General features: G+C 54.1%; 19 protein-coding genes, 2 pseudogenes and 2 riboswitches. Of the genes and pseudogenes, 12 read left to right on the forward strand and 9 right to left on the reverse strand.

The annotated features are described in order from the left end of the window. Positions 1 to 81: 81 nt before the first annotated feature. Positions 82 to 287, reverse strand: a riboswitch (cobalamin riboswitch). 125 nt (positions 288 to 412) lie between these two features. Next, a riboswitch (cobalamin riboswitch) is annotated at positions 413 to 604 on the forward strand. An 82-nt stretch (positions 605 to 686) separates the two neighbouring features. From nrdH to ACR0IO_RS09075, 5 genes are read left to right on the forward strand one after another with little or no spacing between them, the layout of a single operon-like run. Beyond that, on the forward strand, positions 687 to 908 hold the full coding sequence (gene nrdH / locus ACR0IO_RS09055) for a glutaredoxin-like protein NrdH (protein ID WP_155150352.1): 222 nt from the start codon (positions 687 to 689) through the stop codon (positions 906 to 908). 15 nt (positions 909 to 923) lie between these two features. Beyond that, positions 924 to 1,337, forward strand: a complete 414-nt coding sequence (gene nrdI, locus ACR0IO_RS09060; protein WP_480741642.1) for a class Ib ribonucleoside-diphosphate reductase assembly flavoprotein NrdI — start codon at positions 924 to 926, stop codon at positions 1,335 to 1,337. Next, a complete protein-coding gene (gene nrdE / locus ACR0IO_RS09065; RefSeq protein WP_480741002.1) occupies positions 1,319 to 3,442 on the forward strand; it encodes a class 1b ribonucleoside-diphosphate reductase subunit alpha in 2,124 nt (707 codons plus the stop codon). The genes nrdI and nrdE overlap by 19 nt, the downstream gene beginning before the upstream one ends. An 11-nt stretch (positions 3,443 to 3,453) precedes the next feature. Then, entirely contained in the window at positions 3,454 to 4,425 is a 972-nt protein-coding gene (gene nrdF, locus ACR0IO_RS09070; protein WP_480741004.1) for a class 1b ribonucleoside-diphosphate reductase subunit beta, read from the forward strand. Beyond that, positions 4,425 to 4,811 carry a pyrophosphohydrolase domain-containing protein gene (locus tag ACR0IO_RS09075; RefSeq protein WP_480741006.1) on the forward strand — a complete coding sequence of 129 codons (387 nt, stop codon included), beginning with the start codon at positions 4,425 to 4,427 and terminating at the stop codon, positions 4,809 to 4,811. Before nrdF ends, ACR0IO_RS09075 begins: the two co-directional genes overlap by 1 nt. A 30-nt stretch (positions 4,812 to 4,841) precedes the next feature. Here ACR0IO_RS09075 and ACR0IO_RS09080 read toward each other — a convergent pair. Together ACR0IO_RS09080 and hisI are read right to left on the reverse strand one after the other, a co-directional pair. Then, a pseudogene (locus tag ACR0IO_RS09080) lies at positions 4,842 to 5,035 on the reverse strand (2Fe-2S iron-sulfur cluster-binding protein); the annotation flags it as partial. A gap of 422 nt (positions 5,036 to 5,457) precedes the next feature. Then, on the reverse strand, positions 5,458 to 5,931 hold the full coding sequence (gene hisI / locus ACR0IO_RS09085) for a phosphoribosyl-AMP cyclohydrolase (RefSeq protein WP_480741008.1): 474 nt from the start codon (positions 5,929 to 5,931) through the stop codon (positions 5,458 to 5,460). A 545-nt stretch (positions 5,932 to 6,476) separates the two neighbouring features. Here hisI and ACR0IO_RS09090 point away from each other — a divergent pair. Continuing rightward, the gene (locus ACR0IO_RS09090) at positions 6,477 to 6,707 is read left to right on the forward strand and encodes a hypothetical protein (RefSeq protein WP_480741010.1); all 231 of its coding nucleotides are present in this window, start codon (positions 6,477 to 6,479) and stop codon (positions 6,705 to 6,707) included. Between the two features lie 194 nt (positions 6,708 to 6,901). On the opposite strand, the gene ACR0IO_RS09095 is transcribed toward ACR0IO_RS09090, so the two are convergent. Genes ACR0IO_RS09095 through ACR0IO_RS09105 form a run of 3 tightly spaced genes read right to left on the reverse strand, consistent with a single transcriptional unit; the run spans position 6,902 to position 8,954 of the window. Next, positions 6,902 to 7,699 (reverse strand): iron chelate uptake ABC transporter family permease subunit, encoded by a 798-nt coding sequence (locus tag ACR0IO_RS09095; protein ID WP_170331969.1) that lies wholly within the window; start codon positions 7,697 to 7,699, stop codon positions 6,902 to 6,904. Next, complete coding sequence (locus tag ACR0IO_RS09100) at positions 7,699 to 8,439, reverse strand: metal ABC transporter ATP-binding protein (RefSeq protein ID WP_480741014.1); 741 nt, start codon at positions 8,437 to 8,439, stop codon at positions 7,699 to 7,701. Before ACR0IO_RS09100 ends, ACR0IO_RS09095 begins: the two co-directional genes overlap by 1 nt. A 2-nt stretch (positions 8,440 to 8,441) precedes the next feature. Continuing rightward, the gene (locus ACR0IO_RS09105; protein WP_480741643.1) at positions 8,442 to 8,954 is read right to left on the reverse strand and encodes a Fur family transcriptional regulator; all 513 of its coding nucleotides are present in this window, start codon (positions 8,952 to 8,954) and stop codon (positions 8,442 to 8,444) included. 56 nt (positions 8,955 to 9,010) lie between these two features. On the opposite strand from ACR0IO_RS09105, the gene ACR0IO_RS09110 reads away from it, so the two are divergent. From ACR0IO_RS09110 to ACR0IO_RS09130, 5 genes and pseudogenes are all read left to right on the forward strand, one after another. After that, positions 9,011 to 10,156 carry a zinc ABC transporter substrate-binding protein gene (locus ACR0IO_RS09110; RefSeq protein WP_480741015.1) on the forward strand — a complete coding sequence of 382 codons (1,146 nt, stop codon included), beginning with the start codon at positions 9,011 to 9,013 and terminating at the stop codon, positions 10,154 to 10,156. Positions 10,157 to 10,383: 227 nt separating this feature from the next. Further along, positions 10,384 to 11,505: a CobW family GTP-binding protein gene (locus ACR0IO_RS09115; protein WP_480741018.1), complete on the forward strand. Its 1,122-nt coding sequence runs from the start codon at positions 10,384 to 10,386 to the stop codon at positions 11,503 to 11,505. Continuing rightward, the gene (locus ACR0IO_RS09120) at positions 11,502 to 11,603 is read left to right on the forward strand and encodes a GTP-binding protein (protein WP_480741019.1); all 102 of its coding nucleotides are present in this window, start codon (positions 11,502 to 11,504) and stop codon (positions 11,601 to 11,603) included. The genes ACR0IO_RS09115 and ACR0IO_RS09120 overlap by 4 nt, the downstream gene beginning before the upstream one ends. A gap of 83 nt (positions 11,604 to 11,686) precedes the next feature. Next, positions 11,687 to 11,859: pseudogene (locus ACR0IO_RS09125) on the forward strand (GTP-binding protein); the annotation flags it as partial. A gap of 98 nt (positions 11,860 to 11,957) precedes the next feature. Beyond that, positions 11,958 to 12,221: a DUF6525 family protein gene (locus ACR0IO_RS09130; RefSeq protein WP_480741022.1), complete on the forward strand. Its 264-nt coding sequence runs from the start codon at positions 11,958 to 11,960 to the stop codon at positions 12,219 to 12,221. A 196-nt stretch (positions 12,222 to 12,417) separates the two neighbouring features. Here ACR0IO_RS09130 and ACR0IO_RS09135 read toward each other — a convergent pair whose 3' ends face one another. Both ACR0IO_RS09135 and ACR0IO_RS09140 read right to left on the reverse strand, forming a co-directional pair. After that, the gene (locus ACR0IO_RS09135; protein WP_480741025.1) at positions 12,418 to 14,886 is read right to left on the reverse strand and encodes a hybrid sensor histidine kinase/response regulator; all 2,469 of its coding nucleotides are present in this window, start codon (positions 14,884 to 14,886) and stop codon (positions 12,418 to 12,420) included. 38 nt (positions 14,887 to 14,924) lie between these two features. Further along, positions 14,925 to 15,416: a putative pterin-binding protein gene (locus ACR0IO_RS09140; protein WP_480741028.1), complete on the reverse strand. Its 492-nt coding sequence runs from the start codon at positions 15,414 to 15,416 to the stop codon at positions 14,925 to 14,927. A gap of 346 nt (positions 15,417 to 15,762) precedes the next feature. Here ACR0IO_RS09140 and ACR0IO_RS09145 point away from each other — a divergent pair, with 346 nt between their 5' ends. Next, positions 15,763 to 16,377 carry a response regulator transcription factor gene (locus tag ACR0IO_RS09145; protein WP_170424629.1) on the forward strand — a complete coding sequence of 205 codons (615 nt, stop codon included), beginning with the start codon at positions 15,763 to 15,765 and terminating at the stop codon, positions 16,375 to 16,377. 22 nt (positions 16,378 to 16,399) lie between these two features. Here the strand turns inward: ACR0IO_RS09145 and ACR0IO_RS09150 are convergent, their stop codons facing one another. Then, entirely contained in the window at positions 16,400 to 18,979 is a 2,580-nt protein-coding gene (locus ACR0IO_RS09150) for a calcium-binding protein (protein WP_480741030.1), read from the reverse strand. 77 nt (positions 18,980 to 19,056) lie between these two features. Continuing rightward, on the reverse strand, positions 19,057 to 20,451 hold the full coding sequence (locus ACR0IO_RS09155; RefSeq protein ID WP_480741032.1) for a nucleotide sugar dehydrogenase: 1,395 nt from the start codon (positions 20,449 to 20,451) through the stop codon (positions 19,057 to 19,059). Positions 20,452 to 20,529 lie beyond the last annotated feature (78 nt).

The raw sequence follows: 20,529 nt of genomic DNA on the forward strand, positions 1-20,529 counted from the left end.
CCGAAACAGGAGGCAGGTCGGCACAATGCACTGGCCCGAAGATATCCATCATCTCATCCTCCTCGGGCCCTCCGCCCGGTTGGTTACATCCAGATGATGGCAGGTCTCCTGACTTGCGGATCAAAGCTTGCCGTCCCTTCCCGGATCTTGGGCGATCCAGTGGCTCTGACGGGTTGCTCACCGCTTACAGTTGCGGGGGCAGTTTCGGATTTGGACAAACGTCCGCACCGAATTCCCTTTTATCCTTGCGGCAATCACCTCAAGGAACCATCACGGCGAAAAAACACAAGCAAAGTTGATTCGACAAGAGTACGTGCTTGCTGATCGCTGGTATTTTGCCAGAACCTGCACGAGCGGACAAAGAAGTTCGCCACACTTCACTCTATATATTGACAACTTGCCCTGGTGAAACCCAATATAGTGTTGCTTCGGTTCTTTCGATTCCTGTCGAAAGCTAAGAGGGAAACCGGTGAAAAACCGGCGCTGCCCCCGCAACTGTGAGCGGAGAGTTCGGCTGAACACGCCACTGAAAGCACGCTTTTGGGAAGGCCAGACCGAACGATGATCCGCGAGCCAGGAGACCTGCCGCAAGCTCGAATGATAACCACGAACGGAGGGTTCGGGGGCGTTTGACGGGCCTGTTTGCCCATGGCGTCCTCGGCTTTGATTAAAAGGACAGAGGATAAATGAGCATTACCGTATATTCCAAACCCGCCTGCGTACAATGCACCGCGACCACCCGAGCGCTGGATGCAAAAGGCATCAATTATGATGTCGTGGACCTGACGCAGGACGACAGCGCCATGACCCATGTGACCGAGCTGGGCTATCGCCAGGCACCAGTCGTTGTGGCCGGCAGTGACCACTGGTCGGGCTTTCGCCCGGACATGATCGCCCAACTGGTTTGATCTATGACTGCGCCGATCCCGGCGCTGGTCTATTTCTCATCGAAATCCGGAAACACCCACCGCTTTATCTCGCGGCTGGGCCTGACCTCTTTCCGCATTCCAACTGGGATGGACCCGCTGCCGGACCCTGAAGATCCTTATGTTCTGATCTGCCCGACCTATTCCGACGGCGAAGGACGCGGGGCGGTTCCGAAACAGGTGATCCGCTTTTTGAACGACCCGGCCCGCCGCGCCGGGATCATCGGGGTGATCGGTACAGGCAACCGTAACTTTGGTGCGACATACGCCTTGGCTGGTCGCATCATCGCCCAGAAATGCAAAGTGCCGCTGCTGTATTCGTTCGAGCTGGCGGGCACTGACACAGACATCGCCCGCGTCCGCGCAGGGCTGGAAAAATTAGGGAGACACCAATGCTCGACAGCAGCGTAAACGAGCAGGACTATCACGCGCTGAACGCGATGCTGAACCTCTATGATGGTGAGGGGAAGATCCGCTTTGACGCGGACCGCATGGCCGCGCGGCAGTATTTCCTGCAGCACGTGAACCAGAATACCGTGTTCTTCCATTCGCTGGACGAAAAGCTGGGATACCTGGTGTCCGAAGGCTACTATGAAGAGGCCGTGCTGGACCAGTATTCCAAGAACTTCATGCGCAAGATCTGGGATGCGGCCTATGCCAAGAAGTTCCGTTTCCCGACCTTTCTGGGCGCGTTCAAGTATTACACTTCGTACACGCTGAAAACCCGAGATGGGCAGCGCTATCTTGAACGCTACGAAGACCGCGTCGTCATGACCGCTCTGGCGCTGGCGCGCGGAGATGAGGCGCTGGCCATGTCTTTCATGGAAGAGATCCTCGAAGGCCGCTTCCAACCTGCCACACCGACTTTCCTGAACGCAGGCAAAGCCTCACGTGGTGAGCTGATTTCATGCTTCCTGCTGCGGCTTGAGGACAACATGGAGAGCATCGGTCGCGGCATCAACTCGGCCCTGCAACTGTCCAAGCGCGGCGGAGGTGTTGCGCTGCTGCTGACAAACATTCGCGAACATGGCGCGCCGATTAAGGGCATTGAAAACCAGTCCTCGGGCGTAATACCGGTGATGAAACTTCTGGAAGATAGTTTCTCCTACGCCAACCAGCTGGGCGCGCGTCAGGGCGCTGGGGCCGTCTATCTGAACGCGCATCACCCGGACATCATGCGCTTCCTCGACACCAAGCGCGAAAACGCGGACGAGAAAATCCGCATCAAGACGCTGAGCCTTGGCGTGGTGATCCCTGACATCACTTTCGAACTGGCGAAGAAGAACGCCGATATGTACCTGTTCTCGCCCCATGACGTGGAAAAGGTCTATGGCGTGCCGCTCTCGGAAATCTCGGTGACCGAGAAGTATCACGAGATGGTCGATGACAAGCGAATCCGTAAATCCAAAGTCAACGCGCGGGAATTCTTCCAGACCATTGCTGAGATTCAGTTCGAATCCGGTTACCCCTACGTGATGTTCGAAGACACGGTGAACCGGATGAACCCTATCGCGGGCCGGATCAACATGTCGAACCTGTGCTCAGAGATTCTGCAGGTCAATGAGGCGTCCGAGTTCAACGATGACCTCAGCTACTCCTATCTGGGGACGGATATCTCGTGCAATCTCGGTTCGCTGAACATCGCCAAAGCGATGGATGGCGGCGATCTGGGTCGTACCGTCGGAGCCGCGATCCGGGCGCTGACGGCGGTGTCCGAGATGTCGGCAATTGACTCGGTACCGTCTGTGCGCCGTGGCAACGATGAAAGCCACGCGATTGGTCTGGGTCAGATGAACCTGCACGGATTTCTAGCGCGCGAACATATCCACTATGGCTCGCCCGAAGGTGTTGAATTCACATCCGTTTATTTTGCCACCGTGGCCTATCACGCCATTCGCACCTCCTGCGATCTGGCGCAGGAGCGCAAGACATCGTTCAAGGGGTTCGAGGACTCTGACTATGCCTCAGGCACCTTCTTCGACAAATACACCACCCGCGACTGGCTGCCTGAAAGTGATCGGGTGAAGGCGTTGTTTGACGGCATGACCCTACCCACGCGTGATGACTGGGTGGCGCTGAAGGCTGATGTGATGAAGCATGGCCTCTATAACCGCAACCTTCAGGCGGTGCCGCCGACCGGGTCGATCAGCTATATCAACAACTCGACCTCTTCGATTCACCCGATCGTGTCCAAGATCGAAATCCGCAAAGAGGGCAAGATCGGCCGCGTCTACTACCCAGCTGCGTTCATGAACAATGACAACCTCGAATACTACCGCGATGCCTATGAGATCGGCCCCGAAGCGTTGATCGACACTTATGCGGCGGCGACCGAACATGTGGATCAGGGCCTGTCGCTGACCCTGTTCTTCCCGGCCGAGGCCACGACCCGCGATATCAACCGCGCTCAGATCTACGCATGGAAGAAAGGCATCAAAACCATCTACTACGTGCGTCTGCGCCAGGAGGCCCTTGAAGGGACCGAGGTGCAGGGCTGCGTATCCTGCTCGTTGTAAGGGGAAACGATATGAAAGATATGATCCAAACCAATATCCCCCGCGCCATCAACTGGAACCGGCTCGAGGATGACAAGGACCTTGAGGTCTGGAACCGTCTAACGGTGAATTTCTGGCTGCCCGAGAAGGTGCCTCTGTCCAACGATATCCAAAGCTGGGCCACCCTGACCGACCACGAAAAGCAACTGACTATTCGTGTCTTCACCGGCCTGACCCTGCTGGACACGATCCAGAACACGGTCGGCGCCCCTGCCCTGATGCCCGATGCCGTCACTCCGCATGAAGAGGCCGTACTGACCAACATCGCCTTCATGGAGGCGGTGCATGCGCGAAGCTATTCTTCGATCTTCTCAACGCTCTGTTCGACCAAGGAAATCGACGAGGCGTTCCGCTGGTCCGAAGAAAACCCGCATCTGCAGGCCAAGGCCGAGGCGATCCTGAACACCTACGCGCCCGGAAACGATCCTTTGAAACGCAAGATCGCGTCGGTGTTTCTGGAAAGCTTCCTGTTTTACTCCGGCTTCTACCTTCCAATGTATTGGTCCAGCCGTGCAAAGCTGACCAACACCGCCGACCTGATCCGGCTGATTATCCGGGATGAGGCGGTCCATGGTTATTACATCGGGTATAAGTTCCAGCGCGGGTATGAGAAGCTGTCCGAGGTGGAACAGCAGGAGCTGAAGGACTATGCCTTTGGTCTGATGTTCGAACTCTACGGCATCGAAAACCAGTACACCGAAGAGCTGTATGACGAGATCGGCCTGACCGAGGATGTGAAAGTGTTCCTGCATTACAATGCCAACAAGGCGTTGCAGAACCTGGGTTTCGAAGCCCTGTTCCCGCCCGAAGTCTCCGAAGTGAACCCGGCCATTCTGGCGGCACTTAGCCCCGACAGTGAAAACCACGACTTCTTTTCGGGCTCAGGCTCGTCTTATGTCATTGGCAAGGCTGTCGCCACTGAAGACGAGGATTGGGACTTCTGATGCCGAAAGACACGTTAGCAATCGTAAAGGAATGGCACGAGGCGTTCGACGTACCGGTCGTTGACGCCCCGTCGATTCCCAATGAGCGCGCGCAGATGCGGCTCGCGATCCTCGAAGAGGAAGTGGCCGAGCTGCGTACTGCAGTCGAGGCTGGTGATATGATTGAAGTTCTGGATGCGCTTTGCGACATTCAATACGTGCTTGACGGAACGTTTCTCGAGTTTGGCCTGCACGGCTTCAAGCAGGAAGCGATGGATGAGGTTCATGCCTCAAACATGTCCAAACTCGGGGCCGATGGACGGCCCGTACTCCGCGAGGACGGCAAAGTACTGAAAGGGCCGGACTTCCGGCGGCCCGATCTGGCCCGCGTTCTGCGGCGGACATAGTCAACGCATCGAAACCGCAGCTGGTGTCAGCTAAACTGCGGTTTCGAATTTGATACCAATCAGAGAAACCTCGACTTCGACCTTGCTGATGGGGTTCGAACAACATGTCAGAAAGTTACCCGCCTCGATATCGCCTTCTGAGAACCGCCATTGTGAACCATGGGAGCCTCTCCAGCGGCCTTCTTAACCTTGCAGGTGCCACGCACTCCGAAGGTGCAGACCGAAAACCAGTTTGAACAAACTGGGTTCTTGCCATCCGCCAAGAGTCACAACGGTTCGCCCTAGCTTAAAGCGATCGTCTCCTACTTTCCCCACGGGATATGTCTTTGAAGTTGACTAGCGATTGCGTGCTGAGGTTACTGATGCGTACTTCCCGAAACTTGATTTAAAGCGGCAAGAGTTGACTTAACGTCGGCAACTCCGACCGCGCAAACTGGTTTGTGAACAACAAAGCTCCAACGGGTTCCGACAGGGTTCAGAATGGTGACGTGAGTGGCGGGTCCAGGGCAATTGGGGTCATCACATTCCACTTCAACAACGGTAATCAGAGTTAGCGGTCCAATCTCGATCCATTCTCGAACCAGTTTCTTTACTCGTTGGACATGCCAAAGCGTGGCCGCCCTTCCTTTGATCTGACCCGCAAAGCTCACAGCTGTGTCGGATTTGGCGCATCGCCGTAGACCGCTGTGGGGTCAAATGTCTTTCTATCTTCCGTGAAAACCAGCGATGTGCCCGCATCGCCCTCTGTCGGAATGGCCCGATAGAAACAGGACCGATACCCCACGTGACAAGATGCGCCAGATCCAGCGACCGACACGCGGAGCCAGATGGCATCCTGATCGTCATCAATGCGCGCTTCCACGACCCGTTGAATGAGTCCAGATGTTGCGCCTTTGTGCCAAGGCACCTGACGAGCACGGCTGAAGTAATGTGCCTCACCAGTTTCAAGAGTCAGCCGCAGAGCATCAGCGTTCATCCAGCCCAACATCAAAACTTCACCGCTTTCGGCATCGGTGGTGATACAGGGCATAAGCCCATCAGCGCCGAATTTGGGCGACAGCGCCGTGCCCTCTTCTACTTCCTCAACCGAATGGCGGGGGGAGAATGAAATGTTGTCCACTTGGACATCCTTATTTCTATTATGTTATTTCATAACAAGCATGATCAGTATTATTTCGCAACCTGTAAGAGCGACACGACGTTCACAATCTTATCTCTCTCACATTTTTCGATTTTAGTTTGAGACGGGAAGTCTATCTCCGGGAAAAAGACACTCAAGGCTGCAAAAAGTTACGATGCCGCGTAAATAGACGATCCGGGTTTATACGCTGGGGTCGCCAATTGCTTATCCGAAGCCCACAATGATCTTTGGTTGGATCGAAACATATTGCTCAAATGATATTGAAGCCTTGTTTTCACTCTATCCCAAAATACGCGGTCCATGTGCCCACTATGCAGTACGAGTTTTTTGAAACGTCCGTGATAGATGCGCGGATTGTTAGATATTACCGGCGAACTTGGGTTTGACCTGCCGGGTCGACAGTTCACTCGATCACGCGGACCGCACCCTCGGGACCATAATTACTGGTGGGCACTACACGGTTACATTCAGAAACACTAGCGAGGTTCAGATTCTTCCCGCGCCTTTCCAATTCATGTTCATCGATGTGGAAGGTGGGTGGCGAATATTGGGCAAGCTTTGAGCGTACTCTATACAACTACTTCCAGCGGATCGTGGTCGTCGCAATGGCCATCATGCGGGTGCTGCAGCCGACTATCAACCAAATAGCAGGTGTGGCCCACAAGAGGCACAGCCTCGTGTCCGCTACCGGATCCATGCACATGACTTTCCTCATAGCCAAGATGGTCAGAGGAGATGGAGGGCGCACGCCCTGAACATATTTCCAGAAAAACTTAGGGCTGCAGAAGAGCAGGCCAACAGGCGGAAGCTGTTGGTACGGACGCCTTTTCAGCCGATCTTCGCAAGCTTGTAACGTCCGGCCTTGCACGCCTTACGGACAGCCTTGATCCGCCCTGCGTCAATTGCCAGGCCAGTCATCTCGTTTTCCTCTAATTCGAGATTGGGGTTTCTAATCTCTGCGCTGGGCCTGCCACCCGACGAGGCTGAAACACGCAAACAAAATTGCGGCTACGCAGACGATTGAAGGACCGGCCGGTGTGTCAAAAACATAGGCTGCGCGCAGCCCTGCTACGGCGGAAAACGCGCCGATCGCCGCTGCAATCAAGGCCATCGTTTCTGGTGAACGTGCCAAATTGCGTGCGGCTGCGGCGGGAATGATCAGCATTGCTGCAATCAGCAAGACCCCCACGACTTTGATCGCTACCGCAACAGTTACTGCCAGGGCCAAGGTCAGGATCAACTGCTCGCGCTTGGGATCAAAGCCGCTGGCATAGGCCAGTTCTTCATTCAGCGTCGCTGTCAACAGTTGGGACCACCGCCATGCGATCAGCGCCACGACCAGCGCGGCGCCACCCCAAATCACGATAAGATCCGAGCGAGATACCGCAAGGATATCGCCAAAGAGATACGCCATAAGGTCAATACGAACACCTGACAGAAACGAGACAGCAACAAGACCGAAGGCAAGCGCGGAATGCGCCAAAACCCCCAACAATGTGTCCATCGCATACCCCCGGCCAGCCAACAGCGTTACCGTCAGCGCCATGACAAGCGCAACCGCCAATGCCCCGGTAAAGACCGACATCTGAAACGTCAGAGACAGCGCAACACCGAGGATCGCAGCATGTGCTGTGGCATCTCCAAAATAGGCCATCCGTCGCCAGACGACGAAGCAGCCAAGCGGAGCTGCTGCAAATGCAACACCAACACCCGCGAGTGTTGCGCGCGTCATAAAATCATCAAGCATTATTCTGCTGCTTCCTGAGAGTTTTCACAGTGGTCGTGATTGTGGTCATGATCATGACGGTAAAGGGCCAGCGCGCCACCTGTTCCTGTTCCAAACAGGGCTCGGTATTCCGGGGCTGACGCGACAACAGCCGGAGATCCTTCGCAGCATACATGACCATTCAGGCAAATCACCCTGTCCGAAGCACTCATGACCACGTGCAACTCATGACTGATCATCAGAATTGCACAGCCGGTTTCGCGTCGCACATCCTCAATCTGACGATAAAATGCCGCCGATCCCGGTTGGTCGAGCCCCTGGGTCGCTTCGTCCAGAAGCAAAACATCTGGCCGATTGATCAAAGCACGGGCCAGCAATACGCGCTGGAACTGCCCCCCGGACAATTGTGACATCTGGCGTTTCAGAAGGTGCGGCACGCCTGCGGATTCAAGAGCATCCTCGCATTGTTTTCCGGAAACGCGGTCGGTCAGACGCATGAACCGTTCGACAGATATCGGCAAAGTCGGATCAATATGCAGTTTTTGAGGTACATAGCCGATTTTCAGGCCCGGCCTCAAAGACACTTTCCCCGCAGATGGCTTGGTCGCGCCGATGATGGCCCGCAACAGGCTGGTCTTGCCTGATCCGTTTGGACCTACAATTGTGACAATCTCTCCGGGCTCGATGCTCATGTCTACATGGCGCAGAACATTGTTGGCACCATAGCGTACGCCGAGATTTTCAACGGTGATAAGGGTCATCTCTACGCCTTTTTGGTGCAGTCCGGACAGATTCCCTCGGCTTCTACTACCGTTCGCTCAATCTCGAAACCCGCCGCGCGTGCAGCCGCGCCCAAAACACCTTTGGCCGGCGCGGAATGCGCCTCGGCCACGGCATCGCATTTTCTGCAGATCATGAAGGCTGGCGAGTGGGCAGCGCCAGGGTGCGAGCAGGCGACAAACGCATTCAACCGTTCGATCTTGTGAACGAACCCATTTTGCACGAGGAAATCAAGCGCCCTATAAGCCACCGGCGGTTGAGATCCGAACCCCTCCTCGCGCAGGCGATCAAGAATGGCATAGGCACCAAGCGCCCGATGCTCCTGCAACAGCAACTCCAGAACTTTCCGGCGAACAGGGGTTAGGCGTAGACCCTCTTCTTTGCACCGCGCTTCCGCCGTCGACAAAGCGGTCTCAACACAACTCTCGTGGTCGTGTTTCTGGAATCCAACCGTGGCCGTTTCGTCGACCGGAACAGGGTGCGTATCGCTTGTCATGTTATTCCATATCATGTATGCCGCTCGTAACGTTATAAAATCACATAGAGGTTCTGATGTCCAGAAAGCTTCTCCCACTATCGATCACGGCTGCTCTCATGGGTGGGACGGCTATGGCGGATGTTCCGAATGTAGCGGTCGATATCGCACCAGTCCATTCGCTGGTAGCACGGGTTATGGAGGGGGTTGGAACACCTGAACTTATTGTACCACCCGGCGCATCTCCGCATGAGTATAACCTGCGTCCTTCTGAAGCTTCGGCATTGCAAGAGGCCAATCTGGTATTCTGGATTGGTGAGGACCTGACGCCGTGGATGGAGGGTGCGATAGACACCCTTGCAGATGGCGCAACCGTCACGACTTTATTGGAGTCTGACGGCACAGTTCTTCTCGATTTCCGTGAGGGTGCATTGTTCGAGGCCCATGACCACGGAGAAGAAGATGATCATGGGCATGATGAACATGCTGAAAACAAGAGTCATGATGATCACGACCATGGTGACGAGCATGCAGAAGAGGGCGAGCACGATCACGAAGCGCATGGGGAAGATGATGACCACGATCACGAGGAACATGCCGAAGATGAAGGTCACGACCATGATCACAAAGATCATACGGAAGGCGATGACCATGATCATGAAGAGCATGCCGACCACGAAGGGCATGATGACCATGACGGACACGCACACGGCGAACACGACCCCCACGCCTGGCTTTCTCCGGCAAACGCTGAAATCTGGTTAAACCTGATCGCAGCACAGCTTTCGTCAGCTGATCCCGACAATGCAGGCACCTACTTTGCGAACGCTGCAGCTGCGCGTGAAGAAATGGCTGCGCTGTCTGCCGAAGTGGCCGAAACGCTTGAACCTGTCCGTGGCGGCAGCTTTATCGTCTTCCATGACGCTTACCAGTACTTCGAAGATGCGTTCGACTTCCCGGCCTCGGGTGCAATCTCGATCGGTGACGCAACTGACCCAAGCCCGGCTCGCATTGCCGAGATTCAGGCGCGCATCAAAAACGAAGGCATTGATTGCGTTATGACCGAACCGCAGTTCAACCCGGGCATCGTCGCAACCGTTCTGGATGGAACCGAAGCCAAAACCGGCGTTATTGATCCTTTGGGATCTGATCTGGAACCCGGAGCGGCGCTGTATCCTCAAGTTATCCGCAACATGGCCAAAACACTGGCGGAATGTCTTTAACCTCCAGCCCGGTCGGTGCTTAAACATTGGCCGGGCTTAACAACGTCAGGGGCGACACAGAGTATTGGTGCATATGTTGTAAGTGATCGTGTTACCCCTGATGCATTAGGACAGAGCGCTTTAGTTAACTCCCTGCCAACACATTCCCGCCAAAACCACGATAATGTCTTGCTCTGCTTGAACTTTCATTTCGTGATGTTATCACGTATTTAAACAAGGAGAGAGCAGTGATTTCGCAAGCAGCATATGGTGCTGAACCCAACAAGGACCGGCGAATACCTGTCACCGTTCTGACTGGCTTTCTTGGCGCTGGGAAAACCACCTTGCTGAACGCGGTGTTGGCAGAGACATCTTCCGGAAAAGTCGCAGTAATCGTGAATGAGTTTGGTGAAGCCGGCCTGGATCACGATCTGATCGAGTCTGTCGAGGATGAAATCATCCTGATGCAATCCGGGTGCCTGTGCTGTTCAATTCGAGGAGATTTGGCAGGGACAATTGCGGATCTGATCGAACGGCGTGACGACGGCTTTCTTAGATTTGAGCGGATCATCATAGAAACCACCGGACTTGCCGACCCTGCCCCAATTCTGCAGACACTTTTGATCGACCCCGAATTGGCACGCACAACTCGCATGGACGGATTGGTAACAGTCGTCGATGCGGCCAACGGGTCCAAAACCTTGGATGCACAGTTCGAAGCCGTCTCACAGGTCGCGATGGCCGATCTGATCCTGCTCAGCAAAACAGATCTGGTATCTGCCAAGGTCACAGATGCTTTGTCCATGCGACTGAACGGGTTGAACCCTACAGCCCGGATCGAACGGCCGGTCGCTGGGCAGTTCGACCCGAAGCAAATGTGGGGATTGAGCGGCCTGCGTAAGGGTGTGCGTCAAGAAGATGCGATTGCATGGACAACATCGGCGCCTGAACCAAAGATTGACCCGCTCGCAAACCTTTCGGGTTTATCCAAACCCAAGCCGGTGTCGTTTGCACCGACACCTCATAATACCCGGATCAGTTCTGCTTCGATCGTTCTGGACACGCCAATCAAGGATTCAGCCTTTGATTACTGGCTGGACACGCTGATCACCCTCAAGGGCCCAGACATCCTGCGTGTCAAAGGGATCGTGTTTCTCGAGGGTATCGACGTGCCGTTTGTCTTTCACGGCGTCCAACACATTTTCGACCCGCCGGTCCCTTTGAAGAACTGGATCGGAGACGACCGCCGCTCTCGCATCGTGGTCATCGCGCGCGATCTGACCCGCCCGGAATTGCAACGCAGCCTCGACATGCTGCGGGCGCATCAACCCAAAACTGGGACAAAAAGAAGAAGTGTTTCTAGGCCATGACTGATACCCGACTTCCCGTCACCGTCCTGTCCGGCTTTCTTGGCGCCGGTAAAGCCACCCTGCTAAACCACGCCCTAAACAGCGCGTCGCCGTCGTGAAAGCGGTAAACCTGCTCAAAGATTATTTCAGCCATGAATTCCTGTGTAACCGCAGCGAGACAAACCATTCCGTGGTCGATAGCGAGACCATTCTAGCTCTGCGGCGCGGCGATCTACCTGGTGTGATCCGCGCGAAAGGGCATTTCTGGATTGCTATGCGGCCTGAGTGGGTCGCCAAGTTTTCCCTCGCCGGCGCTTTATCGAGCGTGCAGCCGATTGGAACATGGGGGTATCTGTCCCTGACACCCGATGGCCCGAATGCGCGACCACAATATGGCGACGCCGACAGTCTTCGAATTTCCAGTGTTGGATCGACGCGCTCGAACCGACATTTAACCTGAACGAGGCCGACTGATGAGCCGCAATCTTGGCCAGACGAAAATCCGAAAACGACGGCGCAGCGAGAACCCAATGCGCGAATTTGACAATCTTCCGCCGATTTTGCGCGCCTGGGTTTCGCAAGCGGCTTTGCCCTGGCGGCCACGCTCAGTCCTACGCGCCTACAACACTGCGCTTGCGCGGACCGGGGATCAAAGCCGGGCTCTGGAAGAGTTGAGGCGTCTCGAAGCTGCACAACTGGCAAAAGACGACCGATTTGCAGCCAGCGTGTATGGCTAGCATGGAGCGGAGAAGGTCAGATCAATATGTCTTTCATCTCTTGATCACGAACAAACTGAACGAGGCAGGTTTCAGCTCCCAAAGCTGCAACTTTTTCCTTAACAGGCATTGGCCGTACTGTTGATGTCGCCTCGCTCCGTCCCGCTAGTTCAAGCGCAACCGCAAAAGCTGCGGGCAATGGCAAGCAGTCTGTTTTTCATAAACAACGTTTGGCTACGTGCTGCAAATCCCTCAAGAGTGTAGTTTTCTCGTCGCTCCATTCCTGCGAAGAGCAATTTTGAATGTCATTGAGCTTGGACCAAAGATTATCTTGACCAAGTATCGCAGCAGAACCACAAAGCTTATGTGCCCTTTGTTTAAGCGCTCTGCTTAACTCATCGGAAGCCTTCAGATCCTCAATGAGTTCAACAAGTTCACTGTTCAACTCTTCGCAGGCTTCACGATACTTATCGTCCCCAAATCGGGTCTTAAAGTCATTCTCAGAGTCGTTGATACCGGTTCCGTTGGCATTTAAGACCCTCGCCAATTCTGATTGCAGCGCAGCCAATGAAACCGGCTTAACCAACAGCCCTCGAAATTCTGCTGCTCGTATGACTTCGTGATCTTTTGGGGCTGCATGAGCCGTAACTGCTATCGCTGGCAAATTGCCCCACTCGATATTCAGTTCGCGAACTTTTCCGAGTGTTTCGATACCATCGATACCGGGCATGCTGATATCCAACAAAAGTACATCAAATCGCTCGGACCCAAGACGTTCTAAGGCGGCGTAACCAGTATCAGCCTCAGCAACCGAAAAGCCAAGATCTTCAAGCATATCGGTCAAGATCATTCGATTGATTTCATTGTCGTCTACCACCAGCGTTTTCAAACCCTGATAAAGCTCTGCCCGTGGCGCGTCTGTGGAATCCGGTTCGCTCGTGACATCAGATCTTGAGGTTGGCAGAGGCAGTCGCATTGTAAACAGGCTGCCTTCTCCAAGCACACTATCCGCCGTGATGTCGCCACCCATCGCTTCGACTAGTCTTTTGGTAATAGCGAGCCCTAATCCAGTTCCGCTCGTCTCACGTGCAAAGGCGGTATCGATCGTGACAAATTCATCGAAGATAACGTCCAGATAGTCAGGTGATATCCCGACCCCGGTATCTGCAATCCGAAACTCAACCAGATCGTCATGCCGAAGCCTTTCGACTTCGATCGTGACTGATCCATCCCGCGTAAATTCGATTGCGTTACCTAGCAGGTTCACTAAGCATTGCTGCAGCGCAGTTCTGTATCCAAGAACGTCGATAAGTTCTTCAGATAGAACATCGACCTTCAGGTTGTTGCCACGCGCATCTGCGTTCGCCGACAGGCTGTCGGCTACCTCGTGGACAACCTCCATTACGTCAAAGCTTGATCTGTCACGCAAGGCATTGCCTGAACCCAGTCTGGAAAAATCCAAAACATCAGTCACATGCGACAGCAGCAACTTCCCCGACACTTCGATAGAATGAAGATACCGCTTTTGCCTATCCGTCAGGTTGCTCTGATCAATCAATGCGGCAGAACCGAGTATTCCGTTCAACGGTGTACGCATCTCATGGCTCATCACGGTTAGCAGATCGGATTTGGCCTGTTCGCTTTCCCGCGCCTTGTCTCTTGCAGTGCGTAAGTCTTCCTCAGCTTTGAGTTCCTCAGTTATATCCCGAAGGAATGAGACAAAGACTTGCTCTCCGTCGGTTTCGGCGAGCGATATGGAAAGCTCCACTGGAAAAGTTTCCTGCGATTTGCGCAGACCCTCTAACCTGACACGCCCAGCGCCGATTACCTTTTGCTCGCCGGTCTCGAGAAATCGCGTCATGCCTTTTCGGTGCAGGGCGCGCAGGTGTTCTGGAACGATAAGTTCAGCCATATCGGCACCGATTGCCTCGGCCTGACTGTACCCAAAGACATCTTCGGCGGCGCCGTTGAATTCAAGAATTCTTCCAGAAGTATCGACCACCAACACCGCATCCAGTGACGAGGTAATGGCCGCTTCAAATCGGTTGCGAGCCGACTGGCTTTGCCGGGCAAACAACTGCCCCTGCCGGAATAATTTGATGAGAACTGCAAAAGCTAAAAGCAATGCAACAAAAAGTACAACAAGCAATGATGCCATTCGAGTTAGTGTGCTGGCCAACTCAGCACGTCGGGTTGCATTTTCCTGCGCAAATCCCTGAATACCGCCCAGCGCAAGCTCGCGCACTTCAGGTCGCAGTGTTTGAATCTGCGCCCGCAGATCAGGAAGTGCCGCGCGCAGCTGGTCATCCGGCCCATCAATCAATGGTGTCAGCCTGGATAAGAAGTCTTCAGTGGCTTGCAAGGCTGGTTGCGCGGCGGCACCCCCTCGCAGAAATGAAAACAGCTCGCTATTAAACAGCGTATCCGCTCGGCTAAAAAAGATATCGAAACGGTTGCGTACAGCGGACAAGTCACCATTGGAACGTGATGAAGCATCAATGACCGAGACTTCGAACCTAAGCAGCTCGACTTCGAGCTGAGACATCAACCAGCTGACGTTGTCTGTTTTTGCGGTCGAGAGCGCGTCGAGATCTGATTTCACCTCGCGCCCAAGGGAAAGCACGATAGCCAGACTCACAACCAGCAAGCCTACAAAGGCAAAAATGGGCCATCTCTTCATGCTCATGAAAGGCGCTTTAGTGTCGATGGCCTTCTCCTCGGTACTTACTGTGCAACGACTTCCAATCGATTGAGTTGCCAAATGCTGCGGGCATAAATTTCTTCGGACTGATAGGCCTCGTTAGCATCGTAAGGGTAAATTATCCACAAAGGTCCTTTGTCGCGTACTGACATCGCCTTGCCATCGCGCAAGTAGGCAACGATCGGGCCAACATCTGTTGCATCACTGGTGGGAATGGTGACGGCGTAGTCATTCAAAGCCACCGCTCGTATGATCCCCTGCTCTGCCTGGACATGGTCCAGAAGCACATCAAGGGAAACTCCTTCAAAGCTCTGCGTACCCTCTGTCCAGATCGTTGTGGTATCGATTGACTTACTGGGCAATGCCTCAAGGGCTTTCCTGTCGAATGTCCAAGTGTTCTTGTTTCCTTTGAGACCGACATCGCCCGACACCGTAAGAAGTACTTCATCCGCATATGCCGCACTCGCAAATGAAATGGCGAGTGTGGCGCAAAGTGATTTTAAAGTTCTAAGCATGCGAGATTGTGTCCGTGAGTAGGTGAACCTTTGTCAAAACGTTTTTGACACAGCCCCGCAAAACGTTCTCAGACGCAATAGAATAGCTCGCTATACTTTAGGATAGTTCAGCGCACCAAAGGTCACACCATCAGCCTAATTTGCGAACTTTCGACATCCCAAACCATGCAATCAAAGTTGTCGCTGAGTGCGATAATGAGGCTTTGGCAGCCAGCGTCAAAGAGTAATAGTTTAGGAAAACAACATGAATTTGCAAAGTTCGTCAAATAGTAACCCTTTTGGTGGTTCAACTATTCCGGGTGCGATAAAATCGGATCAAAGCATTTGTTCAAGGTCACCGATATCGATGCGAATTCTATTGGCTGATGATCACGGTTTGGTCCGTGACACGATCTCATCCTACCTCGAAACCGAGGGGCGCGCGGCAGTTGTTGCCGTACCCGACTACATGGCTGCGATGAAATTGCTGTCATCCGAAGATCCATTCGACTTGGTCCTGTTAGACTTTGAAATGCCGGGCATGAACGGGATCGAAGGGCTTTCAGACGCAATTCGCCAATTCCCTGAACAGGCTTTTGCGATATTGAGCGGGACGGCACCAAACAAGATCGCACAGGAAGCAGTCGAAATGGGCGCCGTTGGTTTCTTGCCCAAAACCATGGGCGCCAAATCCCTGGTCAACGCGGTGCGATTTATGATCGCCGGCGAAACCTTCGTCCCGGCCAGTGTTCTAAGTATGGATGGCGATGTCAAAGAAAGCGACTTTTCCCGTCAGCTCAGCCAGCGGGAAAAACAGGTTCTACGCGGATTGTGCCGTGGGCAGTCCAACAAGGAGATCGCGCGAGAGCTGGATCTTCAGGAAGTCACGATCAAGCTGCATGTTCGGACCCTTTGCAAGAAACTCAATGCAAAAAACCGGACCCAGGCCGCTCTGATCGCTCGGGATGCAGGATTCGAGTGACCCGGGTCCGCAGGGGGGGACTTCAGAATAGAAAGTGATCGTAGAGTTGGTCGAAATCCGACGCTACGCCTTCAAGGATCAATGTCGTATCCGGTGACAAAGTTACGTAGACATCGGTCCCGCCCACGATTTCAGCGTTGGCATTAAACCAGTCAGATGTATCAGCTCCGCCACTATCGATGTTGAGCGCACGTAGATCGAGTAAATCGCCATCGCTGAGCGAAAAGTCTGTGATCGTATCGGTCGACCCGTCCAGATCCTCATCGCGGAAAATGAACCTGTCCGCATCTGCGCCACCGGTGGCTTGATCATCTCCTGCGCCAAGGTAAAGCCGATCTTTCCCTGAACCTCCGTCCAGAACGTCGTCACCGCTGGAGCCATTCAGATAATCGTTGCCAGCACCCCCATTCAACTCGTCATCGTCAGAACCACCCTTCAGCGTGTCGGAGCCCTCACCGCCAGCTAATGTGTCGTTTCCGGATCCGCCATCCAGAGTATCCGCACCGAGACCGCCTATCGCGGTATCATCACCGGAGCCCCCAGAGAGGCTGTCGTCGCCCGCACCGCCATCTAGGTCATCGTTGCCAGATCCTCCGGTTAGCGTGTCTTTTCCGTCGTCCCCGGACAGAAAATCATCACCGGATCCACCTGACAAATTATCACTGCCATCGCCACCGTTCAGGACATCCGCGCCAGACCCGCCATCGAGTTGGTCATCGCCTGTGCCACCGAACATCTCATCATTGCCCGAGCCACCGTCCATAACGTCTTGGCCGTCTTCACCTCGCAATGTGTCAGCTTCGGATCCACCGCGGAGTGTGTCATCGCCCTGACCGCCGATGAGAATGTCAAAGCCTGAACCGCCATCCAAAATGTCGTTGCCGATCCCACCATCCAGCATGTCGTGCCCAGCTGAGCCCATCAGTTGATCGTCGCCCTGACCGCCGAACAACGAGTCATCGTCTTCTGTAAGAACATTGCCAAACTGGTCATACCGCACACCGTCTTCGTCATATTGCGAGACAATGCCGCTAGCGGCACCGACGCCCGCTCCACCGTGCAGCAGATCGTTGCCGTCATCCCCTTCAAGCACGTCGCCTGAACTACCACCCGTCAGGGTGTCTGTGCCAATCCCACCGTATAGGGCATCGCTACCAGCATTGCCCGAAAGGTCATCATCGTAGCTCAAAGCGCCTTCGGTAGTCGCAACAAGTGTCAGATCCTTGACCAAAACGCTTGCATCCAAATCGACGGGCGCAAACGGACTGGTTGCTGTCGGGTCGGCGGCACCATCATTCGAATACGATTTCGGCGCCTCTTCGATAAGGTGCAAACTAGCCTCGCCGGTCACATCATCTACGATGACCTGGAAAATCGCGCCTGTTGCAAGTGTCGAGTCATCCATGTCGTGGTCGCCTGAGTTGCCACCAACAAACAGGTTTCCGTCTGCGTCAATGATTGCAGCTCCAAACGTCATTAGCGGGACCCCATTCAGGACTTCACCGTTAATCACTGTCGATGTGACTGAAACCGTTCGAAACTCTGGTTCGCCCGAAGAGATATCAACGATCAACATAACCGTAGCTGCACCTTCGAAACTTGGGCGAGAGACACCGTAGAACGACTGTGAGGCCGCGTCGAACGCAACATCGTAGACTTTGAAATCCACAAGATCGGATGGCAACTTGTATACTGTGGTTACCGGGTTTCCATCCGCATCGAACTGATCGACATCAATGACTGCGATACGGTCCATGCTGGATTGGAAAGACCAAAGATTGCCCTGATCGTCAAAGTCTCCAGTCCAAGACCGATATGGTGTGCTGCCAACACGGTAACTGTTTCCTTCGGCATCCAGCATCACCAAATCAGAGCGGCTAACCACCTGCCCCAGTGAATCCACTCCGTCGCCTACTGCGATGGCATACAGAAGGTCGTCTTCCGTATTGTAACCCATTGAGTTCACATTGACCGTGCCCTCGACGCCCGCCATTTCATATGCTTGGGTTTCGACATCAAACACATGCAGTGTTCCATTTAGAACCTGATAGAGATTTGATTGCCCATCGGCGAATGCGGAAACCGTCACGGTTTGTCCGCCAATCTCGACATCCTTGTCATAATGAAACGCAGGACCGGACGTATCAATTTCTGGACCGTTGCCTGACACATCAATCGATCTGATCGTTATGGTCGAGCTGTCATCGTCAGCCGTGAATTGAACGGAATGAGATCCGAAAGCACCGCTTTGAGAAGAAAACTCGGCGACCACCTCACCATCGACCAGCACTTCGACGGCAGCCCCGGAACGACCTGCAGCAAAATTTGTCGCAAGATCCAGGTGCAGTTCATAGACCCCGCCCGCTTCGGTCGTAATCTGCTGCTCCATCTGCTGGTGGCCGTTTGGAAGATCAACCAATCCCCATTCGCCGTTCTCAGCGTAGTCGGAAAAACTGACAGCACCTTCTGTGCCTTCCAACAAGTTTGCCTCGGCATAGTCGCCGTGCAACACATCATCGCCGGCTTGCCCTTGGATCTCATCGTTTCCGGCAAGCCCTATCAGGGTCTCCTGCTCACTTCCGCCAACAAGTTGATCGGACAAACCCGTTCCTGAAATTACATTTGAAGATACCGCAGGCATCATTTCACCTCTTACTTTCAGCTTATTGGAGTAAAAATTTACCAACCGATGCCGTCGATCCGACGGTTCACCGGGTTCTCGGGGAACAAGCGCACCACATCCACGACAGGCATCTCCGGTTTACTGGAAACGGCGTTCTGATAAGCGGGGTTGCGGTGGCAAACGATGACAGCCTCGGCCTGTTCCATTACGTCTTCTATGCTGTCGCAGAGCATCGATTTGATGGATCCCGCGAGGCTTCGAATGCCAGAGCCAGCGTGATGCATGTAGGCTTGCAACCCACTCAGAGGGGTTTCTTTTGTCACCGCCGGATCATGCAGGACCAACTCCACCCCCTCGGCATGGAGCTCGGCCATGACTTCCAGAATAGGGCTTTCGCGCAGATCGTCGGTGCCAGGTTTGAAAGCCAGCCCCAGAACCCCAACACGCTTGGCCCCCGTCTTTCGCAGCATCTCGGTCGCTTGATCGATCTGCTCTCGATTTGAGCGGTCAAGGTTGCCGATCATGGGCAGTTCGACACCCAGTTCTTCGGCTATATGTGTTACCGCCCGCACCTCTTTCGGCAGGCATGAGCCGCCATAGGCAAAGCCCGGCTTCAGATAGTAAGGTGACAGGTTCAGCTTTGTATCTTGGGTAAAGACATCCATGACCGCGTGGCTGTCCACACCCAGCGGCTTGCACAAGCGTCCGACTTCGTTGGCAAAGCAAACCTTGGTCGCGTGCCATACATTGTCGACATATTTGATCGTCTCAGCCACTTCGACCGTTGTCAAAATGGGATTTGGGTCAACCGGCGTGAAGATGCGCTTCATGACTTCCGCCGTGCGAAAATCGTTGGTGCCAAGCACTGTTTTCGGAGGGTTATGGAAGTCATCTATGGCGACGCCTTCCCGCAGAAACTCAGGATTGAAGCACACCCCAAAGTCCTGGCCCATCTTCTTTTCTGAAAGCCGCTCAAGGATCGGAACCAATACGTTCATCGTGGTTCCGGGCGGGATCGAACACCGCATGGCAAAGATGTGGAATCCATCCTTTTGGCGAAGGCCAACTGCCATCGAGCGGGCTGCCTGTTCTATATAGCTATAGTCGCAGCCTCCATCCGGAGCGGTTGGTGTTCCTACCGATACAAAGGTAACGTCGGTTTCGCGTACAGCTGCGCTCAGATCGTCCGTCGCAGAGATCAGCCCCTTTTGAACGCCTTTTTTGAGCGTTGTGCCGAGATTTTCTTCGTGGATCGGGCTCTCACCGCGCGCAATCTGACCCACTTTATCGGGGTCGATATCAACGCCTATGACCTCGTGTCCAAGCGACGCCAAACATGCAGTTGATACGGCCCCAACATACCCCAGCCCTACAACACTGATCCGTGATTTTTGCGAAGACACCGGGATTACTATTTCGGCGTCGTTCTGCGCAATCTTTCTGAGTTCCATAGAAATACCTCCGATTTGAATTCAAGTTAACGCACTGATAAAATTGCAAAAACATATCGAGGGACTATGCGAAGTGCT

This window comes from Ruegeria sp. CE12 (assembly GCF_056537525.1).

Excerpts from the sequence above, each read along its gene's own strand:
- ACR0IO_RS09120 (WP_480741019.1), top strand. The coding sequence starts at position 11,502 with ATGACTGATACCCGACTTCCCGTCACCGTCCTGTCCGGCTTTCTTGGC.
- nrdE (WP_480741002.1), top strand. The coding sequence starts at position 1,319 with ATGCTCGACAGCAGCGTAAACGAGCAGGACTATCACGCGCTGAACGCG.
- ACR0IO_RS09145 (WP_170424629.1), top strand. The coding sequence starts at position 15,763 with ATGCGAATTCTATTGGCTGATGATCACGGTTTGGTCCGTGACACGATC.
- ACR0IO_RS09135 (WP_480741025.1), bottom strand. The coding sequence starts at position 14,886 with ATGAGCATGAAGAGATGGCCCATTTTTGCCTTTGTAGGCTTGCTGGTT.
- ACR0IO_RS09155 (WP_480741032.1), bottom strand. The coding sequence starts at position 20,451 with ATGGAACTCAGAAAGATTGCGCAGAACGACGCCGAAATAGTAATCCCG.
- ACR0IO_RS09140 (WP_480741028.1), bottom strand. The coding sequence starts at position 15,416 with ATGCTTAGAACTTTAAAATCACTTTGCGCCACACTCGCCATTTCATTT.
- ACR0IO_RS09075 (WP_480741006.1), top strand. The coding sequence starts at position 4,425 with ATGCCGAAAGACACGTTAGCAATCGTAAAGGAATGGCACGAGGCGTTC.
- nrdH (WP_155150352.1), top strand. The coding sequence starts at position 687 with ATGAGCATTACCGTATATTCCAAACCCGCCTGCGTACAATGCACCGCG.
- ACR0IO_RS09110 (WP_480741015.1), top strand. The coding sequence starts at position 9,011 with ATGTCCAGAAAGCTTCTCCCACTATCGATCACGGCTGCTCTCATGGGT.
- ACR0IO_RS09100 (WP_480741014.1), bottom strand. The coding sequence starts at position 8,439 with ATGACCCTTATCACCGTTGAAAATCTCGGCGTACGCTATGGTGCCAAC.
- nrdF (WP_480741004.1), top strand. The coding sequence starts at position 3,454 with ATGAAAGATATGATCCAAACCAATATCCCCCGCGCCATCAACTGGAAC.
- ACR0IO_RS09095 (WP_170331969.1), bottom strand. The coding sequence starts at position 7,699 with ATGCTTGATGATTTTATGACGCGCGCAACACTCGCGGGTGTTGGTGTT.
- ACR0IO_RS09090 (WP_480741010.1), top strand. The coding sequence starts at position 6,477 with ATGTGGAAGGTGGGTGGCGAATATTGGGCAAGCTTTGAGCGTACTCTA.
- ACR0IO_RS09105 (WP_480741643.1), bottom strand. The coding sequence starts at position 8,954 with ATGACAAGCGATACGCACCCTGTTCCGGTCGACGAAACGGCCACGGTT.
- ACR0IO_RS09130 (WP_480741022.1), top strand. The coding sequence starts at position 11,958 with ATGAGCCGCAATCTTGGCCAGACGAAAATCCGAAAACGACGGCGCAGC.